The sequence below is a fragment of the Haloplanus sp. GDY1 genome, assembly GCF_023703775.1.
Classification (GTDB): domain Archaea; phylum Halobacteriota; class Halobacteria; order Halobacteriales; family Haloferacaceae; genus Haloplanus; species Haloplanus halophilus.
This window is the reverse complement of record NZ_CP098514.1, coordinates 2,652,594-2,674,579: the sequence shown is the minus strand read 5'-3', so window position 1 is coordinate 2,674,579 and position 21,986 is coordinate 2,652,594. Positions and strand designations below refer to the sequence as shown.

Sequence of the window (21,986 nt, the reverse complement as noted above, 5' to 3'; positions counted from 1 at the left end):
CTACAGATCGACGTTGAAGCCGAGGAACTCGTAAGGGTTGTCGACCGGATTCTCGAAGCGCTGCGGGTCGGTTTCGAAGCTGTTGGGATACTCCTTGTCATCCCAGTCCATATCCCACTCTGGTGGCCGAGTCGGCGGTTCTGTCGGTGTGGTCGGTGGTGGACTCGTCGGCGGATTCGACGGCGGGTCGTACGGTGGATTCGACGGTGGTTCGTAGGGGGGACTCGACGGTGGTTCGTAGGGGGGACTCGACGGTGGTTCGTAGGGCGGACTCGACGGCGGGTCGTACGGTGGATTGTTGATACCGCTCGTGGGGGGCGATCCGCTACCGAACCCGGTGCCACCAGACGGCGACCCAGAAGATGCCGGCGCCGACGAGGGCACGTTTGAGGGCGCAGTACTCTCGATCGGTGAGGATGGCGCGTCCGACGGCGCGACACTCTCGACTGGCGACGACACGCCGGACGGCGCGACAGACTCGACAGTCTCGCTGGGCGATGCGAACCCAGACGATGGCGCCGCTCCCGCTGGCGAGTCGGGGTCACTGCCGGGCATCGAACTGCCTGAGGCAGGGAAGCCACTCGCCGGCGGGCCAAGCGGCGTCCCGGGTTGGCCGCCGGGGCGATATCCGGGCTCGCTGTCGAGATCGTCCGAGCGAGTGCGCCGAGCCGACCGACCTGCCCGCCGACGCCCACCGCCGCCGACCATCCCGCGGTCGTCTTCGAGGAACGACGAGAATCGCCCCGTCACTCCAGCGGAGGTGTCGAGGTCGCCAGTATCCTGTCGGAACACTTGGATCGGGACCCGCTCGCCACCCACCTTCGTGACAGCAGGATCGTTGACTTCGACGAACTGCGTCGCTTCGCCTTCGTCGACGCGGCCGGCGCCGCGCCACGGGTTGTCCTTTCCCTCGCCGGAGGCAGACACGATCGCCTCTGCCTCGCCGGATTGATTGTCTGACTGCCGAACGAAAAACTCGCCCGTGTTACGGCGCTCTTGCAGGTAGTCCGTGATCTCGCCGCGGGTTCGCACATCGTCCGGCAGCGTCCGAACGTCGCCAGCAGTGGCGACGATGTTTGGCGTGTCTTCCTGTTTCACTGCATCGACGAGGCTCTGGATCGCCCCGGTGGGGTTGGGCGCCCGCACGCCGCCAGACTCAGGCGTCTCGTCAACATCAAGGAAGTTCCGGGACACAGACCCCGAGAAGAATCCGGCGTCGGGGTCGTAGTTGCGCTGTGACCGCGGTTCGAAGCGGTCGCCTTTGATCCCGCTTCGGGCAGAGAACAGCGTCTGCTCCCCTGGGTCGGCATCGAGCGCGTCCCGGATCGCCGGATCGTCGTACTCGTCGGCGAGGTTGCGAAGTTCTGCGCCCGGATCGCGCGGCTCCGTCTCTACTGGGAACGTGTCGGGGTCGGTGCTCCGTTTGCCGCCAGGGACCGCCTCCTCGCTGAAAGTCGTCAGCCGATTCTCACCGGACCGCACGTCTGGACGTTCGATGTTTTCGAACTCGACGCGACTTTCGAAGTCGAGTCCTCGGGTTGCCAACCGGCCGCGGGCGCCGACGAAGGCCCGCTTGCCGAGGGCGCCGACCGCGGGCGCACTCGCCGCGGCTACTGCCGTGCCAGTGATAAGTGAGGCCCCAACCCGCCGCGGGTTATCCCCGGCGAAGTCGGCGAACTGACGCCCGGCAGCAGCCGCCTGTCCGGCAGCGATATTCGTCCGGTCCTCAGCGTCGAGCCCTTCGGCATCCGCAGTCGTCCCGGCGGCGAACGCAGCTGTCTCGCCGATCTCTTTCGCCCCGGCGGCAATACCGAACGGGTTGACTACATCAGCGACCCCTTCGGCTGTGGCGCGGGCAGTTTCGTCTGTCCCACCCGTGATCGCCTGCTGGTCCTGGGCAGCCAGCATGGATTCGGTCGTCGCGCTGACTTCATACTCAGGTTGGAGGCTTGCCCCAATATCGCCCGCGTTTGCGGTGAGTTCCTCAGCTTCGCGGTTCAGTAGCGTTTCGAGACGTTCGGTCTCGCCAGTTGCTTGGATTCGCTCACGCGTCCCGGTTGAGAACTGATCTTGGGCTGTCAGCATCTGCCCCTCGCGCTCAGTGACCGGGACGTTAACTGGCGTATCGCCCAGATCGATCGGCGGACCAGTCGGAGCAGAGTTTGCGACGACCTCGGCGCGGCCGGTCGAGAATTGGTCTTGGGCAGACAGCCTCGTCGTCGTCTCCTGCACTAATCGCTCGTTCTCGAAGTTACCCACTTCGCGGTTCTGCGCGTCGAGTTGTCGCTGTCCGTAGCGATTCACGGCAGCGCGCTGCTCCTGTTCAAGGAACGGGATACTCGTCTGCACCTCACCATCGACGATCGTCGCCTCGACATCACTCGGCTGGACGTTTTCGCGCCCCGCGGCCGTCTCCTGGCGCGCCATCCGCTTGAGCGCCGGCTGCTCGACGCTGGCCGAGACTTGCCCATCCTCGACGCTGGTTGCGACATCCTCCGGAGAGAGGAACTCCGACTGCCCAGCGACCTCTTGCCAGGCTTCCTGCCGCGCGGCCTCCAGCCCGGCCGTCACACCGGCGCCCGTGCCCGCATCCCCGACCGACCGGCTGCCGTCGAAGGTCGCATCGGTCGGCGACCGCCCGGGCGTCCCGCCACCGCTGCCGGGCGAGGTGATCGTCCCGCCGCCCGGGCCGACGATCTCGGTGCCGCTGCCGGTCGCGACGATGTCCAACTCCTCGGCGCTGACGCCCTCGATCTCGGCGGCGATATCCTCGCGGATGGCCTGGTTCTGGTCGGCATCGGCGATGTTCTCGGGCGCGGACACGTCGGGCTGGGTCAATTGGAGCGAGCCGCCTTGCTCGATGGTCGCGGCGATCTCGGCGCCCTCGCGCTCGCTGATCGGGTTGATCTCGCTGAGTGTCTCGGGTGTCACGCCGGCCTGGAGTGCCTCGGCGGCGCCGGCGCCCGCGACCACGTCCTCGTCGACCGAGGCCGGCGTGTAGCGCTCGTCCGGGTCGTACGCCGCCTGTGCGACCGAGCCGGTGCCAGCGGACTCGTCGATACTGATTACGTCAGCGTTCCAGCCAGCGGGCACGTCGGCCTGGTAGGTGTCGCGGGTGGCGCCGACCGCACCCACGTCGACCGTCTCGACAGTCTCGCCGCCGACCTGGAGGCGCCACTCGCCGCGTTGATCCGGGACATCGACGTAGGCGGAGTACGGGTCGTCGTCGGTCCACTGGGCGTCGATCCCGGTCGCGATGCGCTCGCCATCCGGGCCGACCCACGCGATCTCGCCGGTCGGGTCGCTTCCTGGGGCACCCGGTGGACCCTCGTTCGCGATCCCGAGCCCGATGCTGACGGCCTCGGGTGACGGCGTGTCGCGCTTGGGTTGGACCTCGCCGTCAACGACTTCGAGGTCGTCCGCGCGGAAGACATCCGACTCGCGGGCGGCGAGTTCCCGCGTGGCCGCATCACCGAGTTCGACGCTGGGTTCGGGGGCGTCGAGTACTTGCTGGAGTTGCTGCTGGGTGATCTCGCCCTCGTTTTTGTCCTTGATGGCCTCCAGTTTCTCCTGCATCCCGATCTGGCGGTCGTTGTTGGCGTCGAATTGCTGAGTCGTGGCGGACAGTTCGGGTAGGTTGACGGAAACTTGTGACTCGGCGATGTCGTGTTGCTCGGCGACCTGCTCGCGGTAAGCCTCCCGAAGTTCGCGGCGCTGAGCGTCCTCGGCGACGGTGGCGGTCAGTCCGTCCTCACCCTCTGAAATCGTAAAGTCACTTGGCTTGTAAGCATCGGCTTCGCTGGCGGCCTGCTCCCGGAGTTCGCGGCGTTTGGCCTGTTCCGTGACGACTGGCTCAAGCGTGCCATCCTGCACGGTGACACGGATGTCACTCTCACTGTATCGGTCAAGCTCTGACGCAGCCTGCTCGCGGACAGCTGCTTTCGAGGGGCGCACACCGCCGTCATCGGTGACGACGTACTCCGAAGGATCGTACGGAGATTGACTGGCTGCCTGCTCACGGAGTGCTGGCTCGGCGACCTGGGCGGTCAGTCCGTCCCCGGTCTCAGTGATCTCGAAGTCTTGTGGTCCGTAGGCATCGGCTTCGCTGGCGGCCTGTTCCCGGAGTTCGCGCCGCCGCGCCTGTTCGGCGACCTGGGCGACGAGGCGGCCGTCCTGTCGAGCGACCTCGAAGTCCGAGGGTGCGTAGCGATCCGACTGGCTGGCCGCTTGCTCGCGGAGCGCTGGCTCGGCGACCTGGGCGGTCATGCCGTCCTCGCCCTCCGTGATTTGGAAGTCCGTCGGGTCGTAGGCGTCGCTCTCACTGGCGGCCTGTTCGCGGAGTTCGCGCTCGCGAGCGGCGGGTTTGACTTCAGCGTCGAGTTGCCCATCCTCGGCCGTGACACGGAGATCGCTCGGGGCGTAGCGGTCGAGGTCGCTGGCCGCCTCCTGGCGGAACTCGCTGGCTTGCTCGCGATACTGTTCGGGGAGGTCGTCCGGTTGAGCCGTGGTGCCGGCACCTGCGGAACCGTCGAACGCCGAGGATTGCGCGTCGGCGTTGTTGCTCCCTGACTGCGCGCCGCTGGCTGTCGTCGTATCGGTGGTGCTGTCGGTGCTGGTGTCGGTCGTCGATGTCGTACTCGGCTCGCTCGTCGTGGAGTTCTCCTGGGTGGTGTCGGTTGTCGTGGTGGTGTCCGTGCTGCTGGTGTTGGTCGTGTCGGTGCTACTGTCCGTCGTGGACGTTGTGTCCGTCGACGAACTGTCGGTCGTGTCGCTGGTGTCGTTCGTGCTCATGCATGATCAACTCCAGTGCTGGTTCGCTGGCGGTACCACAGGTACGCGTAGACGGTCGCCCGATGCAGGTCGACCGCCGAGGCGACCGTGTAGATCGCGAGGTTGAGGATGGCGTACGCCGAGACGGCGAGGCCGATGATACTCCCCGGCCGGCCGGCGACCGTCAGCCAGAGGCCAACGGTCAGGGCGCTCCCCACGACCAGCGGGGCGATCGCGGCGACGGCCCGCCCCAGATAGTCGTCGCCATCCCACTCGATATCGCAGGCGACCTCGTCCCAGTTGAGCCGCGCCGCGCCCCACGGCCGGGCGACCAGCGCATGCGTCAGCTCGTGAGCGACGGCGCCGGGGAGCCACGCCGAGAGCCACAGGGCCTGAGCCCACGTCGGGAGCGCGCGCCACCAGCCGGGCGTCCGGCTCATCGCTCACCCCCGAAGATCGACCGGTAGGCCACCGCCGTCGCGACGACGATAATGAGGTAGCCGCCGATGGTCGCGCCCGCCGGGGCGCCGCCGAGCAGGAGGCCCATGAAGAGCGTGAGCATCACCGCTGGCGGGACGACGCTCTCTGCCTGTTGCCAGAGCGCCATCGTGAATGGGGCGCCGATCAGCAGCCCGATGCCGGCCCGGCCAAAGCGCCAGATCAGTGGCTCGAAGACGGCTTTGAACCACTGCATGTCTTTCCAGTACTGGAACCAGTCCGGATCGGTCGCCTGGAGAAGTTGCTCGACCATGGTCAGAACTTGAACCTCCCGAGAATCTGGAGTCCGCCGATGGCCATCGTGAAATCAACCATCGCCTGGACGCTCGCGCCGATCACTGTCGGGACGCCGTAGGCGCCGAGGATCAGATGCAGGCGCGTCGTGATCGCCCACAGCTGATCCAGCGTCCGCTTCAGCGCCACCGCGACGCCGAAGAACCCGGGGTCTTGCTGGCCGATGCCCTGCACCTCGGGCTGTTGGAAGTTCTGGGTCTGTTGGTTGAGTGCCTCGGTATCGACGCCGCTGGCGCCAAGACTGATGCCGACCCCCGCACCGACCGCAAGGGCGTTAACCGTGGTCAGCGCGAGGATAAAGGCGACCATCGTCGCACCGATCCGGACTGATTGGATGCGTGTCATTGGCCTGGTCTCTGGGTTGTTTTGAGGTACCCGCCGACGGCGATCAGGGCCGCAAGCCACCACAGCGGCGGGTAGATGTTGACCGCCTGGAGTGCCATCAGCAGCCCTGCCATCACGACCGCCGACATGGCGACGTAGGCGGATTTGCGGACGCCCGCCAGCGACAAGGTGAACACGACGGAGAGCATCCCGAGCGTCCCGAGCCAGTCGCTATCCAGCGGGATGTCGATGCCGAGGTCGCCGCCACCGACCGGCCGCGTCTGACCGATGGTGTCGCCACCACGGGTGGCGTTCCACTCGACGACATACTCGGTCTCGTTGTCGAGTGGAACGCCATAGACGGCGTAGTTGCCCGGGTCTTGGACTGAGTCCTGATAGACGACGGTGCCGTTGGAGCTTCGGATCGAGACATTTAGCGACGAAGTGGCGTCGCTCTCGTCGATGTACTTCCAGGTGACCGACCGGCGTCCTTCGGTTGAGACGTTGAGGTTTGTGGTCCAGCCCTTCCCCTCGGGCGGCTCAAAGGAGAGGCCACGCACGGACAGTTGCTCGATGGCGTCGCGCGTCGGCGTGTACGAGCCGAGCATCCGCACGTCGCCATCGTTGTTGACGAGTCGGAGGCGATAGCGCTCGTTGGTCGCCAGCACCGCCGGGAAGCCGCCCGAGGAGCCGAAGGTATCCCCGAGGACGACCTGGTACTGTGTCGTGTTGCTACCGTCGCCGTTGAAGTCCTTGGTAATCGCACGCTCCACATAGAGGCGTGTCGAGGGGGCATCGAACTCGCCGCCAGTAAAGTCGTTGAGGCGGAACTCGACCTCGTTGGCGTCGGCGCTGCGCGGGAGGAGATAGATCTCCTTCTGCTCGTAAATCGAGTCGATGATGATCCGCCGGTAGTAGTAGTCATCATTCTCGTCGCTGACAGTGACGACAAAGCGCTCGTTGGCTGGGACCCCGGTCAGATTGAGCGTGCCGTCGGCGGTGGATTTCGTGACGACAGTGTCGCTCTCGCCGAAAAAGCGCACGCGGAGTTCGCCTGCGTCATCGACGACCTGGCTGGGTGCCGACTCGTTGTAGAGTGTCAGCGTGCTCGGCGTCGTGAACTCGTGGGTGAACGAGTCTTGGTTGTCGTAGCCATCAGCGGCTGTCCACTCAACGGTATTCGGGCCCGGTATCGCGGCGTAGTCGAAGGCAACAGTCCCATTGCTACTGACGGTTTGGCTGCCGATCGTGTTGCCGTCGGTGTCAGTGGCCGTCACCGTGACCGAATCGCCCTGCCGCGTCGCGAAATCCGGATCGGAGACGTTGATGCTAATGTCGCCGTCGTAGCTGTTGGTCTCGGCGCCGTCGGCTGGGTCTGCCCCGGACAGCGTCGGTGCGTCGGCCTGGAAGAGCACGACCTGAGCGTCAGTGGCACTACTGACCGAGATGGTCGCGGTGCCGCTGCTATCGCTCGTGGTCGCCCCGAGTTCGGTGCCGCTCAGTGTTGCGGCGGCGATCTCTGTGTTCGCTGGGAGCCCACGGAGCGTGACCGAGCCGCTGCCGGAGGCCGAATAGACGAAATCAGCCTGTCCGTCACCGAGTGTCGTCTCACCGGCAGTGTAGTACTCCAGCGCAGTCACGCCGCCGTCGATCGTCGTCGCGGGCGTCTCCCCTGTCCGAACCGTCAGCGCCGCCTCCGTCGTATTGATCTCGGTGAGTGAGGTTGTCGTGGCATCCAGCGAGGATGCGTCGATAGTAGCAGCCGCCGCGCCGCTGGCCTTGAAACTCGCGTTCCCGGCGGTCGTGTTCCACTGGACTGTCGAGGAGTCGACGCTGCCTGTCTCGGTGTACATCGTCGTGTCTCCAGTCAGCGTGATCGAGGGGCCGCCCGGTTCCGTGAGCACGATTCCATTGTCGTTTTGGGAGATTGGGATCGTGCCCGCAGCGGCCGTCCCGACGGCACTCGTCGATAGCAGGAGCGCGATGATGAGGACGATGCCGCGGGACGGTTTGGAGTTCATCTATCTGATTTTATTTCGTGTTTTTATTTTTGAGCTGAGTGGTCACTATACGTCACTATCGTAACTCGTTCCAATTGTTGATCGTATAAGATCCGGAATCTCCGAACGCCCGCAGCTCGTAAGAGACTCCAGCTGGAATACGATAAACTGGAGTGAGCACACGGTCCCCGGAATCAACAGACTCTGATGGGGACACCCGGAATGATCCATCGATATAGACTCCGAGATTGACAAGTGTGTTATCTGCCTCTGCTTCGGCTGATACGACAAAATAAATATCTTTGTCAGATGGGGCGTTATAAACAGTATCAAATGATCTGTCCTCGGCGCTCCAGCTATATCCCGGACTGCTATCTATCTTCTCTGTACTGACCGCATTCGCGTCGAGCTCGTCCATCCAGGCATCCCACCGATTCGACGACGAGCCGAGCACCGTGTCACCGTCGTCCCCGGGCGCCGCCACTGCTGATTGGGTCAGCGCCGTCGGGAGCGCCATGCCGCCGGCGATGAGGCCGAGCGCCGTGACGGCTTGGCGTCGCGTCAGTCCGAGCGAGAGGAAGTCGCTCACCGTCCACGAGCGCCCCTGCGCGTCGGTGGCGCCTTGGGCGAGTTGTTCCTGCTGGTCTTCGAGCTGTGCAACACGGTCGCGGAGTGCTTCGAGTTCGGTTTGGTTGTCGGTCATGAGTTAGACACCTCGGCGGAGCATGTCGTTGCGAATCGGGCTGGAGAGATACCAGCCGTCAGCGATCACCAGCAGGACCGACGGCAGGATGCCGATCCCCCACTGGTAGGCCAAGTCAACAGCCAGTGCAAGCCCGTCCATCGACTGGAGGGCGCCGCTGAAGTCGTTGGTCGCGAGTGTGAGCATCTCCTGGGCCATCTCGGGGATGGTCAGCATCCACAACACGAGCAGGATGTGGATCGACAGGAGCACGAGCGTCGCGAACGGCAGCATCGTCGTCGCGCCAGTCAGTCGGGAGGCCACGAGTGCCTCGATGCCGACCCGGAGGACGACGATCAACAGGAACCAGTTCCACGCGAGGATGACGTACTGGCGCCCGACCGCAAGCGTCGAGCCTTGCTCGGCGCTCCAGCGGTCGGTCGCGATGAGTGTATCGAGAAACTGCGAATCCAGCACACCCCACATCGCGGCGGCGATGCCGATGCTCACGGCGCCGGCAAGCACGACCCAGGCGAGCGATCCCGACCGGGCCGCCATGGCTACCTGCCTCCGGTGCCCGGCCCGAGACGGGTTAGTCCCCGGGTGAGAACGGCGAGAAAGCCGTTCCAGTAGGCGCTACTGCTGTGCATACCTGGCCTCCCGAAGCGTCCGGACTGCGCCCGCCAGTCGGTCAGTGTACCAGTACAGTAGCAGCAGAACCGGCGCGGCGGCCGCGATCCAGTGGAGCAGCCCGACCACGGTCGCCAGTGGCACCGACTGGCCAGCCACCCACAGTGGCTCGCTCGCGACTGTCGGGTGGGTGCCGAACCACTCGCCCCAGAAGACGGCGCTGGTCAGCAGCATGAGGCAGTACCCGATCATCGCTGTCGCGGCGCTCAGTCCCAAGAGGATGCCGCGGAGAGACGCCAGCGCGAACTGTCGCGGGTGGCGGCGAATCTGCTCGCGCATCTGCTCCAGGTCGGCCTTGAGCTCGTCACGGGCGCGACCGAGTCGCGGCCCAGCCAGCAACAGCAGCGACCCGAAGACGAACCCGCCGCCCCCGCCACCGGAGCCACCGCCCCCACCGCCACCGCCGAGGACGGCGCCGCCGATGATGTACAGCAGGGCGATGATGATGAGCGTCCCCAGGATCATCCCGCCGCCATGCAGCAGGCCCTTCATGTACAGCCCTTCGTTCCGGGCTTTCTCCTTGCCGTACTCCACGGCCCGGCGGATCATATTCGCGCTGATTGCGTTCGGCGCGCGCTGTTTCGCCTGGGTCAGCGAGAACGAGTAGCCCACGGCCCCAGCGGGCGGGCGCAGGTCATACGACCTGACCATCTCCTCGCCACCGTCGGCCGTCGCCTGGCCGTTCGCACCGTTGCCGGCGCCGGGCTGGTCGGCCTGGGGCTGGTCGGCCATATCGACCTCAACGACCTGCTGGGTCGTGCCGTCCTCGCGGTCGATGTTGTACTGGAACTGCCCCGCCTCGTCGAAGTCGGCGGCGAGACACGCCTCCGTGCTGAATGGGCAGGCGATCTGGCTGTGACAGCGGATCGTCGGGACGCCGTAGTAATCGACCGGATCAGCGCCCTCGCCCGCTGGCGCGAACACGAGGCCGTTGGTCGCCTCGTACCACCCATCCATCTCGGGATGCACGTCGGCGCCGAGTTCGGTCAGCTTGCCGTCCTCCCACTCGACGAGCAGGAGGGCGTCGTGGCCGCGGGCTTTCTTCCGGAGATACTTGACGTGATGCTTGCGACTGTACCGTGCGGTGCCGGGGATCAGGCCCTTGATGAACCCGAACATCAGTCATCCCCTCCGATCCCGAGCGCGCCACGGATCGAGTCCATCAGGCCGCCCCCATCGTCGTCGCTGGCCGCGCCTTCGGTTTTGACGACGCTTTTGACCTGGGTGGCGCCCTTGAAGGCCATTCCCTCGACGGATTTGGACTGCATCATCGTCCGCGTTCCCTCCTCGCCGAGCGTCGAGTCGACCTCGCGGGCCTTGTCGTCGGTCAGCACGACCTTGTCCTCGCCGTACATCTCCCGGCGGTACTGGCCCGTGCATTTCGAGGACGGGCCAGCCTTGCGCGGGTGTTCGGCTTTGACCTGCATCGCAAGCCCCTGATTGGTGATCTTGAGCCCCTCGAAGTCCTCGCGTGTGATGTTGCCGAAGACGTGATGGTGGGAGAGTTCCGGCGCCAGCATCTCCTCGAAGTTGCTGGCGTCGGCCGGCGCGGAGATGTCCGGGTCGCCCATCTCGCGGATGAACGTCTGGGGGCGCCCGCGAGCGGCCTGATCGAGCTGGGCCGACTGCGCGGCCTGCCCGATCGCGCCCTCGCGGAGTTGCTGTTCGCGTCGTTCGTCGGCGATGTCTTGTGCAGTTTGACTCATGGGTTGGGAAGGTCGTCGTCAGTATCGCGCAGTTGCTGGATCGGGTCGAGAGCCATCGCGTCCTCGTCAGCGTCGCTCATCACCGCCTGGAGATGCAGCGCCAGCCGCACCGCGTGCATCCCGGCGTTGCCGAAGCTCAGCCACGCCAGCGCCGGCGACGCGACCACGTCGGCCTGGGCCGGCTCGACGGCCAGGCTGGCGAAGCCGATGATGATCCAGACGAACACGCCCGCGCCGGCGCTGAAGCCGGCGGCGTGGTCGGTCCACGCGCCGGCGGTCAGCGCACAGCCGGCGAGAAACAGGAGGATGTACTGGGTTTCGTACATTATCGACTCAGCCCCCCTGACGACCGTCTGACGTACGCGATGCCACCGAGCGAGAGGATGCCGAGAATCCCCATCGGGACGGCGACAAACGCAAGTAACGGCAGCATCGACGAGAGGCCGCCACCAACCTCGCGCCCCGTTTCGAGGGCGGGCGGCGTCGGGTCGGCGATGCTCGCCGAGGCGTTGCGCGTCTCGCGAGTCTGCTGATAGGCAGCATCCATCGCGAGCGTCCCGGCGGCGCCGAAGACGACGAGCACGCCCAACAGCGCGAACGCGGCAGTCCATTTGCTCATATTTTGTAGGGTTCTGCGGTCATGGAAAATGCGGGAAACGGCTGTGTGAAAGCCGCTATCGGGTCATGCCGCCCGAGATGAAGCCGCCGAGGCCACTCCGCATGAAGTAGCCGACGATGGCGACCACCGGAACGGCGAGCAGCGCGACGGCGAGCAGGATGAACGCCGTCCCACCCACACTCTCGACCTGCTGGATGGACTCGCTGAACGCGCCGTCACTGGGGGCTTCGGCGACGAAGTAGCCAGCGACGATCGCCATCAGGATGAGCAGGATGATCGAGAGTCCGAGTGTGATGGCTGCCCCGATGATGTTGTTGAACTGCGATTCCTCGCGATCGACGTACTCCGACACGTAGGCGTCGGCCGTCGAGAACGCGAACTCGCCGAGGTCCGTTACCTCGCCGATCTTGTCGGTTGCAGCTGCCTTGAGCGCCGCGAGGCGCGAGGGCGTCGATGCGTCGTCGTGGTCGAGGCCGAGTCGGGCGGCGGGCTCTGCGCCCCGCGTCGCGGCCGCCATCGTCGGCGTGTCTGCCGTAACAGGCATTACCTGCGGATATATCCCCAGAATGCCATAATACGAGAGTAGTATCCTATGGCTAACCCTAGGGTATGCTACAGGGTTTTTACTAGGATAGCACCTATCGATTAGTAATGGCCCAGTCGACACGTTTCGACCGGCGCACCCAAGCGCAAGCGGCCGTGAACAGAGCAATGGCAGGTGAACTCGTCGAGCTTCGCGACTACAGTCTCAGGCGAAACAAAGGCCAATATCTGATCGGCGTCCCGCCGGAGGGCCCGGATAACCTGGCCGTAGGGAAAGGCGACGAGCTGACGCCGTACATCGACTTCGAGAACGGCTTCCTCGTGTTCGACCTCTGTGGGGGTGGGGATACCCATGGCGACGACTGAGCAACAGCAACAGGGCAACCACTCGAATATCCGGCGCGCATACCGCGAGTGTCTCGACGCCCGGCGACTGTGGCTCTCGGTTCGGAATCGCACCGCGGAGGACGTGCCGAAAGAGGCCGCTCACAGTAACCTCCACGAATCGGTGTTGGCGTGGTTCGAGGCGCTGGTGCCGTATATCTCTGAGCGCCCGGGCGAAGTCAAACAACTCTGGGAGTCGGCGCCACTCTGGCCCGAAGACCGCGCGACCAAGCGCGTGTGGGCGTGCGCGAGCGGCCACGTCCACGATCGCGAAGAGCACGATCTCAGTGGCGGCGGCCCGTGTCCCGGCTGCGGGATGCCCGTGGAGCCGACCACGCAGGGCGTGACTGACGACGAGGGGCGGCCGTTGTACGACTGGGCGTGTGGCCTCAAACGACTCTCTGCGTGGCAAAATCGGACGAAAACACAGACCGTCGAGGCCGATGGCTGGAGTGCCGAGCAGCAGACGGTCGAAGTGCCTCAGCGCCTCGGCCCGACGATCCTGATGCGGGCGGCCCGGTATCTCGACCTCGCCGCCGAGCAGTGTGGCTTGCTCGAAGAAACCGACCGTGCACTGCCGACAGGAGAACTATGAGCGACTGGAAAAATTACCGCGGGCCTGCTGGTATGGCGCCGTTGGCATATCGTGGCGGCCTTCGGAGTGATCGATACCCGCCGACTCAGGGTCCAGAGTTCCCTGATGGGTGGTCGATGAATGAATGGATTACCGATTTCGAGGAGACGCCGTTTTACGAGCAGTATGAAGACCGCGTCGAACAAGGGCGCGAACTGACAGCGATCATCAGCGACTACTACGCTGACCGGGGGACCGGTAAGACCACCCTCGCAGTCAAATTCGCCCGCGCATTTGACCGCACTGATGACGGGCTCACTCCAGACAAAGTCACGAATACGCCAGAAGAGTTCACCGACGCCTACGTTGAGAAAGAGAAAGGCGCCGGGCTCGTCTTCGACGAGGCTGAGGCAGGCGTCAACGCTCGCAAGGCGATGACGAATGTCAACCAAGAACTAAACGAAAAGGTTGCGATGGGTCGCGTCGGCGAGAAGTACAGTTTCTACACGCTACCAGATATCAATCAGATCGACAAAGAGATTCGCCAGATGGCCCACTACTGGGTCCTGATTCGGCGCCGTGGCCGTGCTCGTGTCTACAAGCTTGAGAACAATCCCTTCCAAGATGAGACCTACACTAAACCGATCTGTGACGTGACATGGGGCGCGCTTCCCGATGATGACCCTGTCTTTGCCGAACTGCACGAGCAGAAGTGGTCCAAGCTAGAGGATGAAGAAGACAAGTATGTTCCTCAGCACGAGGTCGACGAGCGAGTTGAAAAAGAACGCAAGCAAGCACGGAAGGAAGCACGGAATGAGTTCATTCGCGCCGTGGATGCACGCGGCTTACTAAACAAAAAGGAAATCGCAGAGGTCGTTGATCTTCATCGATCGACAGTGAGCAGAATCGCCTCGGGAGAGGTTACTGTGGGTGATTAACGCTATGCAAAACAAAATCACCAGACGGCGTTGTGGTTCGAAACGGTGTGCGTGCGTGCACGCTGAATCCCGACTATACATACGCGAAACACGTTGGGACAGAATCTCTGACCGAAACCAACGCGATACGTGCGGAGGTGCCTGTTGATGGCGTCACGAGCCGAACTGCTCGGCGAGATCAAGCGACTTGCCGCGATGAACGGAGCCGTGCCACGGCTTAGAGACATGAATGAGCAAGGCAGATTCAGCGAGCGACCGTACTGGGACGAGTTCGAGTCGTGGACTGCGGCAGTTGAAGCCGCGGACCTCGATGTCGACGACACTCGTGGGGCGACCTACTCTGACGACGAGCTGCTTCGCGATCTCCAAGCTGTCGCAGACGAAGACAAGTCTGTCACGCGCACAGAATATCGGCGGCGCGGGGCGTACAGCGCCGGGGCGCTTGAGGATCGGTTCGGTTCATGGAACGGAGCGCTGCGAGCAGCGGGGTTGCCAGTAAATCGCCGTAGCGCTGTTGAAGTGACCTGCGACGAATGCGGCGAGACATTCACCCGACCGAAGTGTCATCTTGAACGTGAGTGGACGACACACACCTTTTGCTCACCGGAGTGCCACGGAGAGTGGCGCGAGGGACGGATCAAAGGGCGCGAGCATCCTCAGTTCGATCCCAGTGCTCACGACGATTACAGCGAGAACTGGGGCGTCCATCGGAAGCAAGCGATCCGGAGAGATGACGAACAGTGCGTGCGCTGTGGGATGGGCCGCGATCAGCATCGCAAGCGGACTGGACGCGATTTGCACGTTCACCACATTACGCCTCGATCTGCATTCGACGAAATAGCGGACGCGAACCAGATCGACAATCTCATCACACTCTGTGCCAGCTGCCACGCGGATGTCGAACACGGCAGTGTAGAGGTGAAAGCATGACCCGTTCGGTGTCGGTCGTGCTACCGACCTTCGAGGAGCACCAGACCATCGGCGGCGTGATCGAAGCCGCACGCGAGGCTGTCGCCGACCGCGACTACGAGATCGTCGTCGTCGACGACTCCGAGACGCGGCGGACGGTCGACGCGCTCGTCGATCGCTACGGGACTGCCCAGACTCGCGTCCGCTGGATTCGTCGCCACGACGAGACCGGGCTGGCGAGTGCTGTCCTGGAGGGCTTCGAGATCGGGCTTGGCGACCGCTACGTCGTCCTCGATGCCGACGGCCAACATCCCCCGCGACGCATCCGCAACCTCCTGTATCGGCTCGACGACGGTGCGGATCTGGCGGTCTGTTCGCGCCACGTCGACGGTGGCGAGGTCGCGGGCGACTGGCCCACCCATCGCCGCGTGATCTCGATGGGTGCCGAGACGCTCGCCCAGCTGGCCGTGCCGACCGCCCGGAAACTCTCCGATCCGATGAGCGGCTACTTCGCCGTCGAGGCTGACGTGGTCGATCCCGTGCGCGAGCGGTTGCGGCCGCACGGATACAAGATCCTCCTCGAACTCGTCGCGCGCTGTCCGATCAGTCGGATCGACGAGGTTCCGTACACGTTCGCCGAGCGTGAGGAGGGTGTGTCGGGTCTCGGACCGCGAGAGTATCTAAAATATGTCAAACATCTGATACAATTGACAATCCCGGCTCGTCGAGAGAGCGTTCAGGTCGTCTCCCCGGAGGTGGAGCATGTCGACGGATGAGTTCGACCTTCCTTTCGATGAAGAAGAGATGCTTGAGGGTATTCAAGAGGAGTATCTCGAGGAGACAGGGCACGAACTGCCCGATCACGTCCTCGAAAACTACCAGACGTTCTTCGCCCTCGGCCCGTCGGCAGAGGACATTCGGCGTGTTTATCGAAACGCCGAGAAGGCGAGGGAAGGCCGTCGAGGAGCTCCCGACGATGAGTGCACAGAAAAGAGTCAGCCACTCATCAGCATCACGATCAACCTTCCGTTCGGAGGTAACGATGTCGACAGATGACCGGGGGCAGATGATGGGGCCACGCATCTCTGCGGCAGTCTCGACAGTCGTCATCCTCGTGTCGATTGTCTTGAGCCAGTTCCAATCGGAAAGTACATCCTTCCGAAAGGCCACGCGCGAGATCACAACCAACGACCCAGGCGGAACACTACTGTTACTCGCTGTCGCAGCCTTCGTCGCTGGCAGCACCGCAGTGATCTCGTGGTGGCGAGGGGGTGAGTCGAATGTCGACGGATGATGCCGACAGCCTACTCGACCGATTTCCCGAGCCCGATCTCGACGTCGAGGCACCCGACGCCTACGCGCTGCTGGCCGGCGTGTTCACGCTCCACCTCGGCGCCGAGATGAGCTACGCTCGCGAGCCCTCGATCATCTGGGGCATTGCCTCCATGTACGTCTTCGCGACGGCCCTCGTCCTGATCGGGTCCGGCGTCTCGACCGTCGACGTTCGACGCTGGGGGCGCCCACTTTCCGGCGCGGCCTTCCTCGCGATCATGAGCGCTCTCGGCGTAATCTACCTGATGATCCACGGGAGTCCGATCAACACCGACGCGCTCGACTTCGTGAACACGGCTGCCGGAACGTTGCTGTCCGGGCAGTCACCGTACATCGTGTCGATGCACTCGGGTGGTGAGTTTCCGACGCCGATGGTCGGTGGCGGGCACGTCAACCAGTACAGCTACCCGATCGGAAGCGCCGTCGTGGCGGCGCCGTTCGTCGCCATCGCCGAAGACGGCAGTCGGATCGCTGTGTTGCTGTTCACGTTCCTCGCTGGTGTGGTCCTGATCGGGTCGGCCCCGCACGAGTTGGCGCCGCTCGCACTGTTCTCGCTGCTCGTCGGCGACTTCATCACCTGGGGTGTTTCGGATCTGACCGATCCACTCTGGGTCGCGCCGCTGCTGGCGGCGATCTACTTCTGGCCCTGGAGTCGCGTCGGTCGCGACTCGCTGCGGTGGAGCGCCGTCCTGTTCGGCATCGCAATGGCGATGAAGCAACAACCCTGGTTCTGCGCCCCGTTCCTGATGCTCTGGGTCTGGCACGAGCGGGGGCGCTGGACGGCCGCGAGGTACGTCGGGACTGTCGCCGGTACGTTCGGCCTAATCCACCTTCCCGTGTTCGTGCTGGCGCCCGAGGCGGCCGTCGTCGGACTGCTGACGAACCTCTACGGCCCGAGCGGGACGCTGGTCCATCTCGGCGTTGGCCTCTCCGCGCTGACGCTGTCGGGCGCGTTCCCCATCGCGAAAGGTGCCCATACGCTGTTGATGGCGCTCGTCGGTATCGGCAGTGTCGTCGCGTACTGGACGTATTTCGACCGGCTCCGGTGGCTCGCGTGGCTGGCGTGGGCACCGCTGCTGTTTTTCAACTACCGAAGTCTCGCCAACTACTTCATCGTCTGCGCGCCCATCGCGGTGATGCTGCTGAACGGCCGCCTCGGCCGTGAGACGGAGGTGAGCACCAGTGCGTAGGGGCGTGACGATCCTCATCGCAGTCGTCGTCACGGTGCTGGTCCTCGGCAACATCGTCATGAGCGGCCACGCGGCGGCGACGCTCGACGGCGACGTGGAAGTCATCGGTCAGACCTGCGAGGACGGCGCTGTCACCGACCTGCGGCTCCACATTTCCCAAGAGTCCGCGCCGAGTCTCACCCTCACCCCGCACGTCTGGAGCTCCCGGCAGCACGTCCAGTTTACGTGGGAGCCCGCGTCGATCACCGTCTACGACGGCGGCCGGAACGTCTCCATCAGCGCGCCTGACGAGCGTGCGGTCATCGAGGGCGACCGGGCGCAGGTCTACCTCGCCGCCGGACAGCAACGCGCCATCGAGAACTTCGAGGTGCGATCATGCAACTGACCAAGCCCGCGACCTACCTCGCCGTCGGCGCGACCGGCGTCCCGATCGACATCGCCTTTACGACACTCGCCTCCATCGGCGTTGGAATCGTCGCCGCCCAAGCGGTCGGCTGGGTCGTCGCGGCGACGTGGAACTGGACGTGGAACCGGCGGAAGACGTGGGCGAGCGACGCTGAGCCGCTGCGCGAGTGGGCGCGCTATCTCGGCGTCGATGCCGGCCGCCTGGCGGTTCGGGTCGGCGTCGTCGCCGTCGTCGCCAGCGCCGTCCCAGGCATCATCGCGACCGTGCTGGGGATCACGGCCGCGGCGGCGCTGGGCTTTGTCGGCTTCGACAGGATGGTGTTTTCCGATGCGTAGGGTACTCGCCGCGGTGCTCGTGGTCGCGTTGCTGGCGCCGACCGCCGTCGCGCAGGGCGAGGACACCGCCGAGCCCCGCATCGAGTGGTCCTCGCCGTGGGAGCGCGGGCCCTACGAGGGGCCGCCCGAGGCCGAGGACGATGCCGATCCGGACTGGACGGCCGCCAACGGCACGATCGACCTGGTAGCGACGATCCACGACGAGAGTGCCATCGAGAGCGTCGAGCTCGTCCGCCGCTACGAGGGCGCCGTCAACGGTCGGGTCGAGACCGACCGCCGGACGATCTCACTGGGCGCGACCGAGCGGATCGACGAGACGATCCATCTCGGCACGCACGGCTGGACGACGCTCACGATCACCGTCCGCGACGTGGCCGGGAACACCCACGTCAGCCGGATTACGGTCGCCGTTGACGATACGGCGGCGCCGACGGCCACCCTCTCGGCGACGCCGGCCGGTGACGGCATGGTGCGGGTTCGCGGGACTGTCAGCGACGACACGCAGGTCGATACGGTGCGGCTCCACGCTGTCAGCGCGACGAAGATCGTCAACCCACGCCAGGGCAGCCTCGACATCACCGACAACAGTGTCACCATCGACACGCGCGTCCAGGCGCCGCCGAAGGGTGTCGACGGCGCCGTGACGGTTGATCTGGTGGATCGCGCCGGCAACACGCGAACGATCAAGGTGCCAGTCGGCGGCGCCGAGACGCCGACGGCCACCGCAGCGCCGACGCCGCGGCCAACGGCGACGCCTCGGGCGACGCCGACCGCCACGCCGCCGGCGACCCCCGACACGATCGCGCCGACCGCCACGGCGACGCCGATCAATCTGACCGGCCTCCCGACACAGACGCCCGAGAGTTCGGGCAGTGGGTTCGGTATCCTCGACGGGTTGAAACTCATCGCCGTGGGCATCGGCGTGCTCGCCGGCGTCGTGGTCGTGGCGAGTCAGGTCACGGGAGGGCGATACTGATGTCGCCGACGTGGATGGCGATCCGGATCGGCGCGACGCTGTTCCCGTTCGTCCTCGCCGAGATCGTGATTCTCGCGATGGTGAAGCCGTTGCTCGAAGAGGCGATCGTCGAGTACACCAACAAGACAGAGGAGGAACCATGAGCCCGCTATCGTGGCTCGTCCTCGTCCTCGGGATGGTATTCGGGTCACTCATCGTCTGTGCAGTTGCCGGCGCTGTCGCCGCGTCGGCAACGGTGCAGGGTGTCGGGAGCGATGTGACTACCACTGATGAACGTGCGCACAGCCCGCAGTACTCCACGAATCCGCCGCCTGCCATCTCTGCAATCGAGAAGATGAACCGGCGACTCCCTCGGCAGTCGCCGGTTACCCGGTGTGTCGTGCCATGGCCGCCGTTCGAGGGCGTGCGTGTCGATCTGGGAGAGAATGACACCTGACCCACTTGGAGAACGCCGGTTCGACTCCGGCGGTGGGCATCCCCGCGAGGGGAACTGATAGCCATGATCTGTCCCGATTGCGGAGCCGAACTCTCGAACCAGATTCGCGCCAGCCACCCGGACGAGGAGTACCAGTGTGAGTGTGGCGTGGCCATCAGCATCCGCCGCGACCGCGATCTGGGCCGCGACGACCTGCGGCGCTCGCTCCAGTGGGACGAGATCGACGAGCGCGTGCGCGAGTAAGGAGACACGGATCGATCTATCGACATCGTCAGCCCACTCCGGAGCAACAGCTAAGCTCGTGTGTGACGACATGTCGCAGTACCCGTTCACGTGAACGGGCGACTCAGTAGCCCCTCCTCACGGAGGATTCCATGGCGTCACTGCCTGTCGGAAACGGGGGGTTGAGTTTTGACCCTCGTGTCCGGCTTCCGATGGGGAGTCGGACGTTCAGGATAGCCCGGCGTCCTCGAAAGCCTCGTTCACGACCGCCGGCGTGGGCGCGTTCAGGTAGGGCTCGATCGCCGCGAACGAATCCCAGCCGCCGACCTGCATCACCACGCGCGGGTTGACCTGCTCGTCGACGAGGAGTCGCTGCGCGAACCGGCGCCGGAGGTCGTGGCTGGAGACGTAGCGAAAGTCGTCGTCGCCCGTCTCCTCGGCCGCGCGCTCGGCCGTCCGCTTTACCACATCGCGGACGCCGCGCTCGGTCAGCTGCACGAACGGCGCACCTCTATCGATGTCTTCGGCGTTCTGGTAGCGGTGGAGATCGCCCTCGACATCGGCCGGGAGGTAGGCATCGCGAGGCTTTCCGCCGTTCCCGGTCGTGTCCTTGCCCTCGGGGACGCGGAGCCGATAGTGCTCGCCGTCGTCGGTTCGCTTCACGTGTTTCGGCATTACTTGCGGAATCTCGAACGCCCGCAGTCCGACCCGGCCGCCGAGGCGGATGATGATGTGGTCGCGCTGACTCGCGGCGACGCGCTCCAGGTCTTCGAGTTCGGCGTCAGTCATCCACACTTTGAATTGATCCTCGGCGCCGGTCGCTTCGAGCCTCATGTAAGGTTGTTATGAGAATCATGCACTTCAAGACGGCGGGTGCGGCGTGATCGAGGCGGATAGCAGGGGCATTCGTGGGTTTCGTTTCCGACTTGTGTGAGAAGTCGTCACCCTACATTCCGCTGACCACTTTCACCGATACCTCGAAAACCCGACACCCGTCAGACGATTTGCGTGCGTCGAAATTCGGTATCACGCGTACTCTCCCGTCCGTGTTTACTTTCACCGCGTTGCAGAAAACGAATTATGTCAGTCGCGCTCGTCGCCAGTCTCGTATGGCACTGAAAGCCGATGGCAGCGCCGCCGCCGACGCGCCGGATCCAGTCGTGATCGACCGCTCCGACGACGCGGATCGGCTGCGGTACGTCTGTCCGAACGGCCACACCACGTGGGATCGGACGAACAATCACATCTGGTGTCGGATGTGTCGCCGCGCGTCCGAGCACGGCGAAGATCTCGATCCCGAGCACTACGAACTGCTCGATAAGAAGACCGACGAGACGATCCCCTGGTCGGCCGTGCGCCTGGCCGCCGACGAACCGCATCGCCACGTCAAGTAAGACCGCGACGACGACCCCATCCCAGTTCCAATGTTCCGAGTTCGCCGCCGCGGTAGGCAGTCGTATCGCCCGCTCCCAAAAATCAGTGTCGGCCTCAGCCGTCGCAGTCGTGGACGGCGATCTGGTTCGGCACGCCGACGCGCCCACAGACTGGGCACTCTTGGAGGCCAGTCGGCGTCATCGCCCGAATCGCCTCACGGGCCGCGCGGATGTGTTCCCGCGCGTCAGCGTTATCGGCTCGCGTCTCGGCCTGGGCCAGCTGCATCAGCGCGCGCTCGCGGTCAGTGGGCATCTACCTGGGGGCCGCATCTTCGCGAGCCATGCAAGTCGTGCAGATCGGCGCCTCGCCCGGCCCGCGGAGCATCACCGCCCGACAGCTTGCGCAGGTGGTGCCGTAGACGCGGGGCATCAGCGATCCCTCCCGAAAAAGTCCCACGTCGCGGCCTGCTTGCGGTCGGTCCAGCCGATTTCGTCAGCGACGAACGCCAGATAGTCGTCGAGGTGGGCGTCGCCCAGGGGCGTCACCCGCTCGCGCTCGCCAGCGTCCTCGACGCGGTGGACGGCGTTCGCGTCCCGGTCGAGGTGGTGGACGTAGCCCTCGCGGTCGCGACCGAGGTAGACGTGTTGGGGCAGCAGCTTGGTCGTGTAGTCGGTACAGTTATCGGTCGTGTCGCCCGTAGTGGGCGATGGGTTCGCTTTCGACATCGTTCGAGCGAGAACCCACGGTCGCGTGTTACAGCACGCGGCCGAGATTTCCTCGGCGT

At 64.8% G+C, this 21,986-nt stretch carries 29 protein-coding genes; 14 read left to right on the top strand and 15 right to left on the bottom strand.

Annotated elements, in window-relative coordinates; all coding sequences use genetic code 11:
- From NBT67_RS14285 to NBT67_RS14230, 12 genes are all read right to left on the bottom strand, one after another.
- Positions 1–4,791, bottom strand: coding sequence for a hypothetical protein (locus tag NBT67_RS14285; protein ID WP_251342436.1), 4,791 nt, complete (start codon positions 4,789–4,791; stop codon positions 1–3).
- On the bottom strand, positions 4,788–5,210 hold the full coding sequence (locus tag NBT67_RS14280) for a hypothetical protein (protein WP_251342435.1): 423 nt from the start codon (positions 5,208–5,210) through the stop codon (positions 4,788–4,790). Before NBT67_RS14280 ends, NBT67_RS14285 begins: the two co-directional genes overlap by 4 nt.
- Entirely contained in the window at positions 5,207–5,521 is a 315-nt protein-coding gene (locus NBT67_RS14275; RefSeq protein WP_251342434.1) for a hypothetical protein, read from the bottom strand. Before NBT67_RS14275 ends, NBT67_RS14280 begins: the two co-directional genes overlap by 4 nt.
- 2 nt (positions 5,522–5,523) lie before the next feature.
- The gene (locus tag NBT67_RS14270; protein WP_251342433.1) at positions 5,524–5,907 is read right to left on the bottom strand and encodes a hypothetical protein; all 384 of its coding nucleotides are present in this window, start codon (positions 5,905–5,907) and stop codon (positions 5,524–5,526) included.
- On the bottom strand, positions 5,904–7,907 hold the full coding sequence (locus NBT67_RS14265) for an autotransporter outer membrane beta-barrel domain-containing protein (protein ID WP_251342432.1): 2,004 nt from the start codon (positions 7,905–7,907) through the stop codon (positions 5,904–5,906). The genes NBT67_RS14270 and NBT67_RS14265 overlap by 4 nt, the downstream gene beginning before the upstream one ends.
- Positions 7,908–7,962: 55 nt before the next feature.
- A complete protein-coding gene (locus NBT67_RS14260) occupies positions 7,963–8,589 on the bottom strand; it encodes a hypothetical protein (protein WP_251342431.1) in 627 nt (208 codons plus the stop codon).
- A gap of 3 nt (positions 8,590–8,592) precedes the next feature.
- Positions 8,593–9,126 carry a hypothetical protein gene (locus tag NBT67_RS14255; RefSeq protein ID WP_251342430.1) on the bottom strand — a complete coding sequence of 178 codons (534 nt, stop codon included), beginning with the start codon at positions 9,124–9,126 and terminating at the stop codon, positions 8,593–8,595.
- Between the two features lie 78 nt (positions 9,127–9,204).
- Positions 9,205–10,377 (bottom strand): hypothetical protein, encoded by a 1,173-nt coding sequence (locus NBT67_RS14250; protein ID WP_251342429.1) that lies wholly within the window; start codon positions 10,375–10,377, stop codon positions 9,205–9,207.
- Positions 10,377–10,964, bottom strand: a complete 588-nt coding sequence (locus NBT67_RS14245; RefSeq protein ID WP_251342428.1) for a hypothetical protein — start codon at positions 10,962–10,964, stop codon at positions 10,377–10,379. Before NBT67_RS14245 ends, NBT67_RS14250 begins: the two co-directional genes overlap by 1 nt.
- Positions 10,961–11,290, bottom strand: coding sequence for a hypothetical protein (locus NBT67_RS14240; protein ID WP_251342427.1), 330 nt, complete (start codon positions 11,288–11,290; stop codon positions 10,961–10,963). The genes NBT67_RS14245 and NBT67_RS14240 overlap by 4 nt, the downstream gene beginning before the upstream one ends.
- Positions 11,290–11,583 carry a hypothetical protein gene (locus NBT67_RS14235; RefSeq protein WP_251342426.1) on the bottom strand — a complete coding sequence of 98 codons (294 nt, stop codon included), beginning with the start codon at positions 11,581–11,583 and terminating at the stop codon, positions 11,290–11,292. The genes NBT67_RS14240 and NBT67_RS14235 overlap by 1 nt, the downstream gene beginning before the upstream one ends.
- A 55-nt stretch (positions 11,584–11,638) precedes the next feature.
- Positions 11,639–12,127: a hypothetical protein gene (locus NBT67_RS14230; protein ID WP_251342425.1), complete on the bottom strand. Its 489-nt coding sequence runs from the start codon at positions 12,125–12,127 to the stop codon at positions 11,639–11,641.
- 107 nt (positions 12,128–12,234) lie between these two features.
- Here NBT67_RS14230 and NBT67_RS14225 point away from each other — a divergent pair, with 107 nt between their 5' ends.
- The 13 genes from NBT67_RS14225 (at position 12,235) to NBT67_RS14165 (ending at position 19,849) form a co-directional block, all read left to right on the top strand.
- A complete protein-coding gene (locus tag NBT67_RS14225; protein WP_251342424.1) occupies positions 12,235–12,492 on the top strand; it encodes a hypothetical protein in 258 nt (85 codons plus the stop codon).
- Positions 12,479–13,105 carry a hypothetical protein gene (locus NBT67_RS14220; RefSeq protein ID WP_251342423.1) on the top strand — a complete coding sequence of 209 codons (627 nt, stop codon included), beginning with the start codon at positions 12,479–12,481 and terminating at the stop codon, positions 13,103–13,105. Before NBT67_RS14225 ends, NBT67_RS14220 begins: the two co-directional genes overlap by 14 nt.
- The gene (locus tag NBT67_RS14215) at positions 13,102–14,022 is read left to right on the top strand and encodes a hypothetical protein (RefSeq protein ID WP_251342422.1); all 921 of its coding nucleotides are present in this window, start codon (positions 13,102–13,104) and stop codon (positions 14,020–14,022) included. The genes NBT67_RS14220 and NBT67_RS14215 overlap by 4 nt, the downstream gene beginning before the upstream one ends.
- 147 nt (positions 14,023–14,169) lie before the next feature.
- A complete protein-coding gene (locus NBT67_RS14210) occupies positions 14,170–14,952 on the top strand; it encodes a homing endonuclease associated repeat-containing protein (RefSeq protein ID WP_251342421.1) in 783 nt (260 codons plus the stop codon).
- A complete protein-coding gene (locus tag NBT67_RS14205) occupies positions 14,949–15,707 on the top strand; it encodes a polyprenol monophosphomannose synthase (RefSeq protein WP_251342420.1) in 759 nt (252 codons plus the stop codon). Before NBT67_RS14210 ends, NBT67_RS14205 begins: the two co-directional genes overlap by 4 nt.
- Positions 15,694–15,987, top strand: a complete 294-nt coding sequence (locus NBT67_RS14200) for a hypothetical protein (RefSeq protein ID WP_251342419.1) — start codon at positions 15,694–15,696, stop codon at positions 15,985–15,987. Before NBT67_RS14205 ends, NBT67_RS14200 begins: the two co-directional genes overlap by 14 nt.
- A gap of 224 nt (positions 15,988–16,211) precedes the next feature.
- Positions 16,212–17,453: a hypothetical protein gene (locus NBT67_RS14195; protein WP_251342418.1), complete on the top strand. Its 1,242-nt coding sequence runs from the start codon at positions 16,212–16,214 to the stop codon at positions 17,451–17,453.
- On the top strand, positions 17,446–17,838 hold the full coding sequence (locus tag NBT67_RS14190; protein ID WP_251342417.1) for a hypothetical protein: 393 nt from the start codon (positions 17,446–17,448) through the stop codon (positions 17,836–17,838). Before NBT67_RS14195 ends, NBT67_RS14190 begins: the two co-directional genes overlap by 8 nt.
- On the top strand, positions 17,829–18,194 hold the full coding sequence (locus NBT67_RS14185; protein WP_251342416.1) for a GtrA family protein: 366 nt from the start codon (positions 17,829–17,831) through the stop codon (positions 18,192–18,194). The genes NBT67_RS14190 and NBT67_RS14185 overlap by 10 nt, the downstream gene beginning before the upstream one ends.
- Positions 18,187–19,170, top strand: a complete 984-nt coding sequence (locus NBT67_RS14180; protein ID WP_251342415.1) for a hypothetical protein — start codon at positions 18,187–18,189, stop codon at positions 19,168–19,170. The genes NBT67_RS14185 and NBT67_RS14180 overlap by 8 nt, the downstream gene beginning before the upstream one ends.
- The gene (locus tag NBT67_RS14175) at positions 19,170–19,313 is read left to right on the top strand and encodes a hypothetical protein (protein WP_251342414.1); all 144 of its coding nucleotides are present in this window, start codon (positions 19,170–19,172) and stop codon (positions 19,311–19,313) included. The genes NBT67_RS14180 and NBT67_RS14175 overlap by 1 nt, the downstream gene beginning before the upstream one ends.
- Positions 19,310–19,606: a hypothetical protein gene (locus tag NBT67_RS14170; protein WP_251342413.1), complete on the top strand. Its 297-nt coding sequence runs from the start codon at positions 19,310–19,312 to the stop codon at positions 19,604–19,606. The genes NBT67_RS14175 and NBT67_RS14170 overlap by 4 nt, the downstream gene beginning before the upstream one ends.
- A gap of 63 nt (positions 19,607–19,669) precedes the next feature.
- Complete coding sequence (locus tag NBT67_RS14165; protein ID WP_251342412.1) at positions 19,670–19,849, top strand: hypothetical protein; 180 nt, start codon at positions 19,670–19,672, stop codon at positions 19,847–19,849.
- A 207-nt stretch (positions 19,850–20,056) separates the two neighbouring features.
- Here NBT67_RS14165 and NBT67_RS14160 read toward each other — a convergent pair whose 3' ends face one another.
- Complete coding sequence (locus NBT67_RS14160; protein WP_251342411.1) at positions 20,057–20,662, bottom strand: site-specific integrase; 606 nt, start codon at positions 20,660–20,662, stop codon at positions 20,057–20,059.
- Between the two features lie 275 nt (positions 20,663–20,937).
- Between NBT67_RS14160 and NBT67_RS14155 the strand changes: the two genes are divergently transcribed.
- Positions 20,938–21,222: a hypothetical protein gene (locus NBT67_RS14155; RefSeq protein WP_251342410.1), complete on the top strand. Its 285-nt coding sequence runs from the start codon at positions 20,938–20,940 to the stop codon at positions 21,220–21,222.
- A gap of 94 nt (positions 21,223–21,316) precedes the next feature.
- On the opposite strand, the gene NBT67_RS14150 is transcribed toward NBT67_RS14155, so the two are convergent.
- Together NBT67_RS14150 and NBT67_RS14145 are read right to left on the bottom strand one after the other, a co-directional pair.
- Complete coding sequence (locus tag NBT67_RS14150) at positions 21,317–21,487, bottom strand: hypothetical protein (protein WP_251342409.1); 171 nt, start codon at positions 21,485–21,487, stop codon at positions 21,317–21,319.
- A gap of 143 nt (positions 21,488–21,630) precedes the next feature.
- On the bottom strand, positions 21,631–21,927 hold the full coding sequence (locus NBT67_RS14145; protein WP_251342408.1) for a hypothetical protein: 297 nt from the start codon (positions 21,925–21,927) through the stop codon (positions 21,631–21,633).
- Between the last annotated feature and the right edge of the window lie 59 nt (positions 21,928–21,986).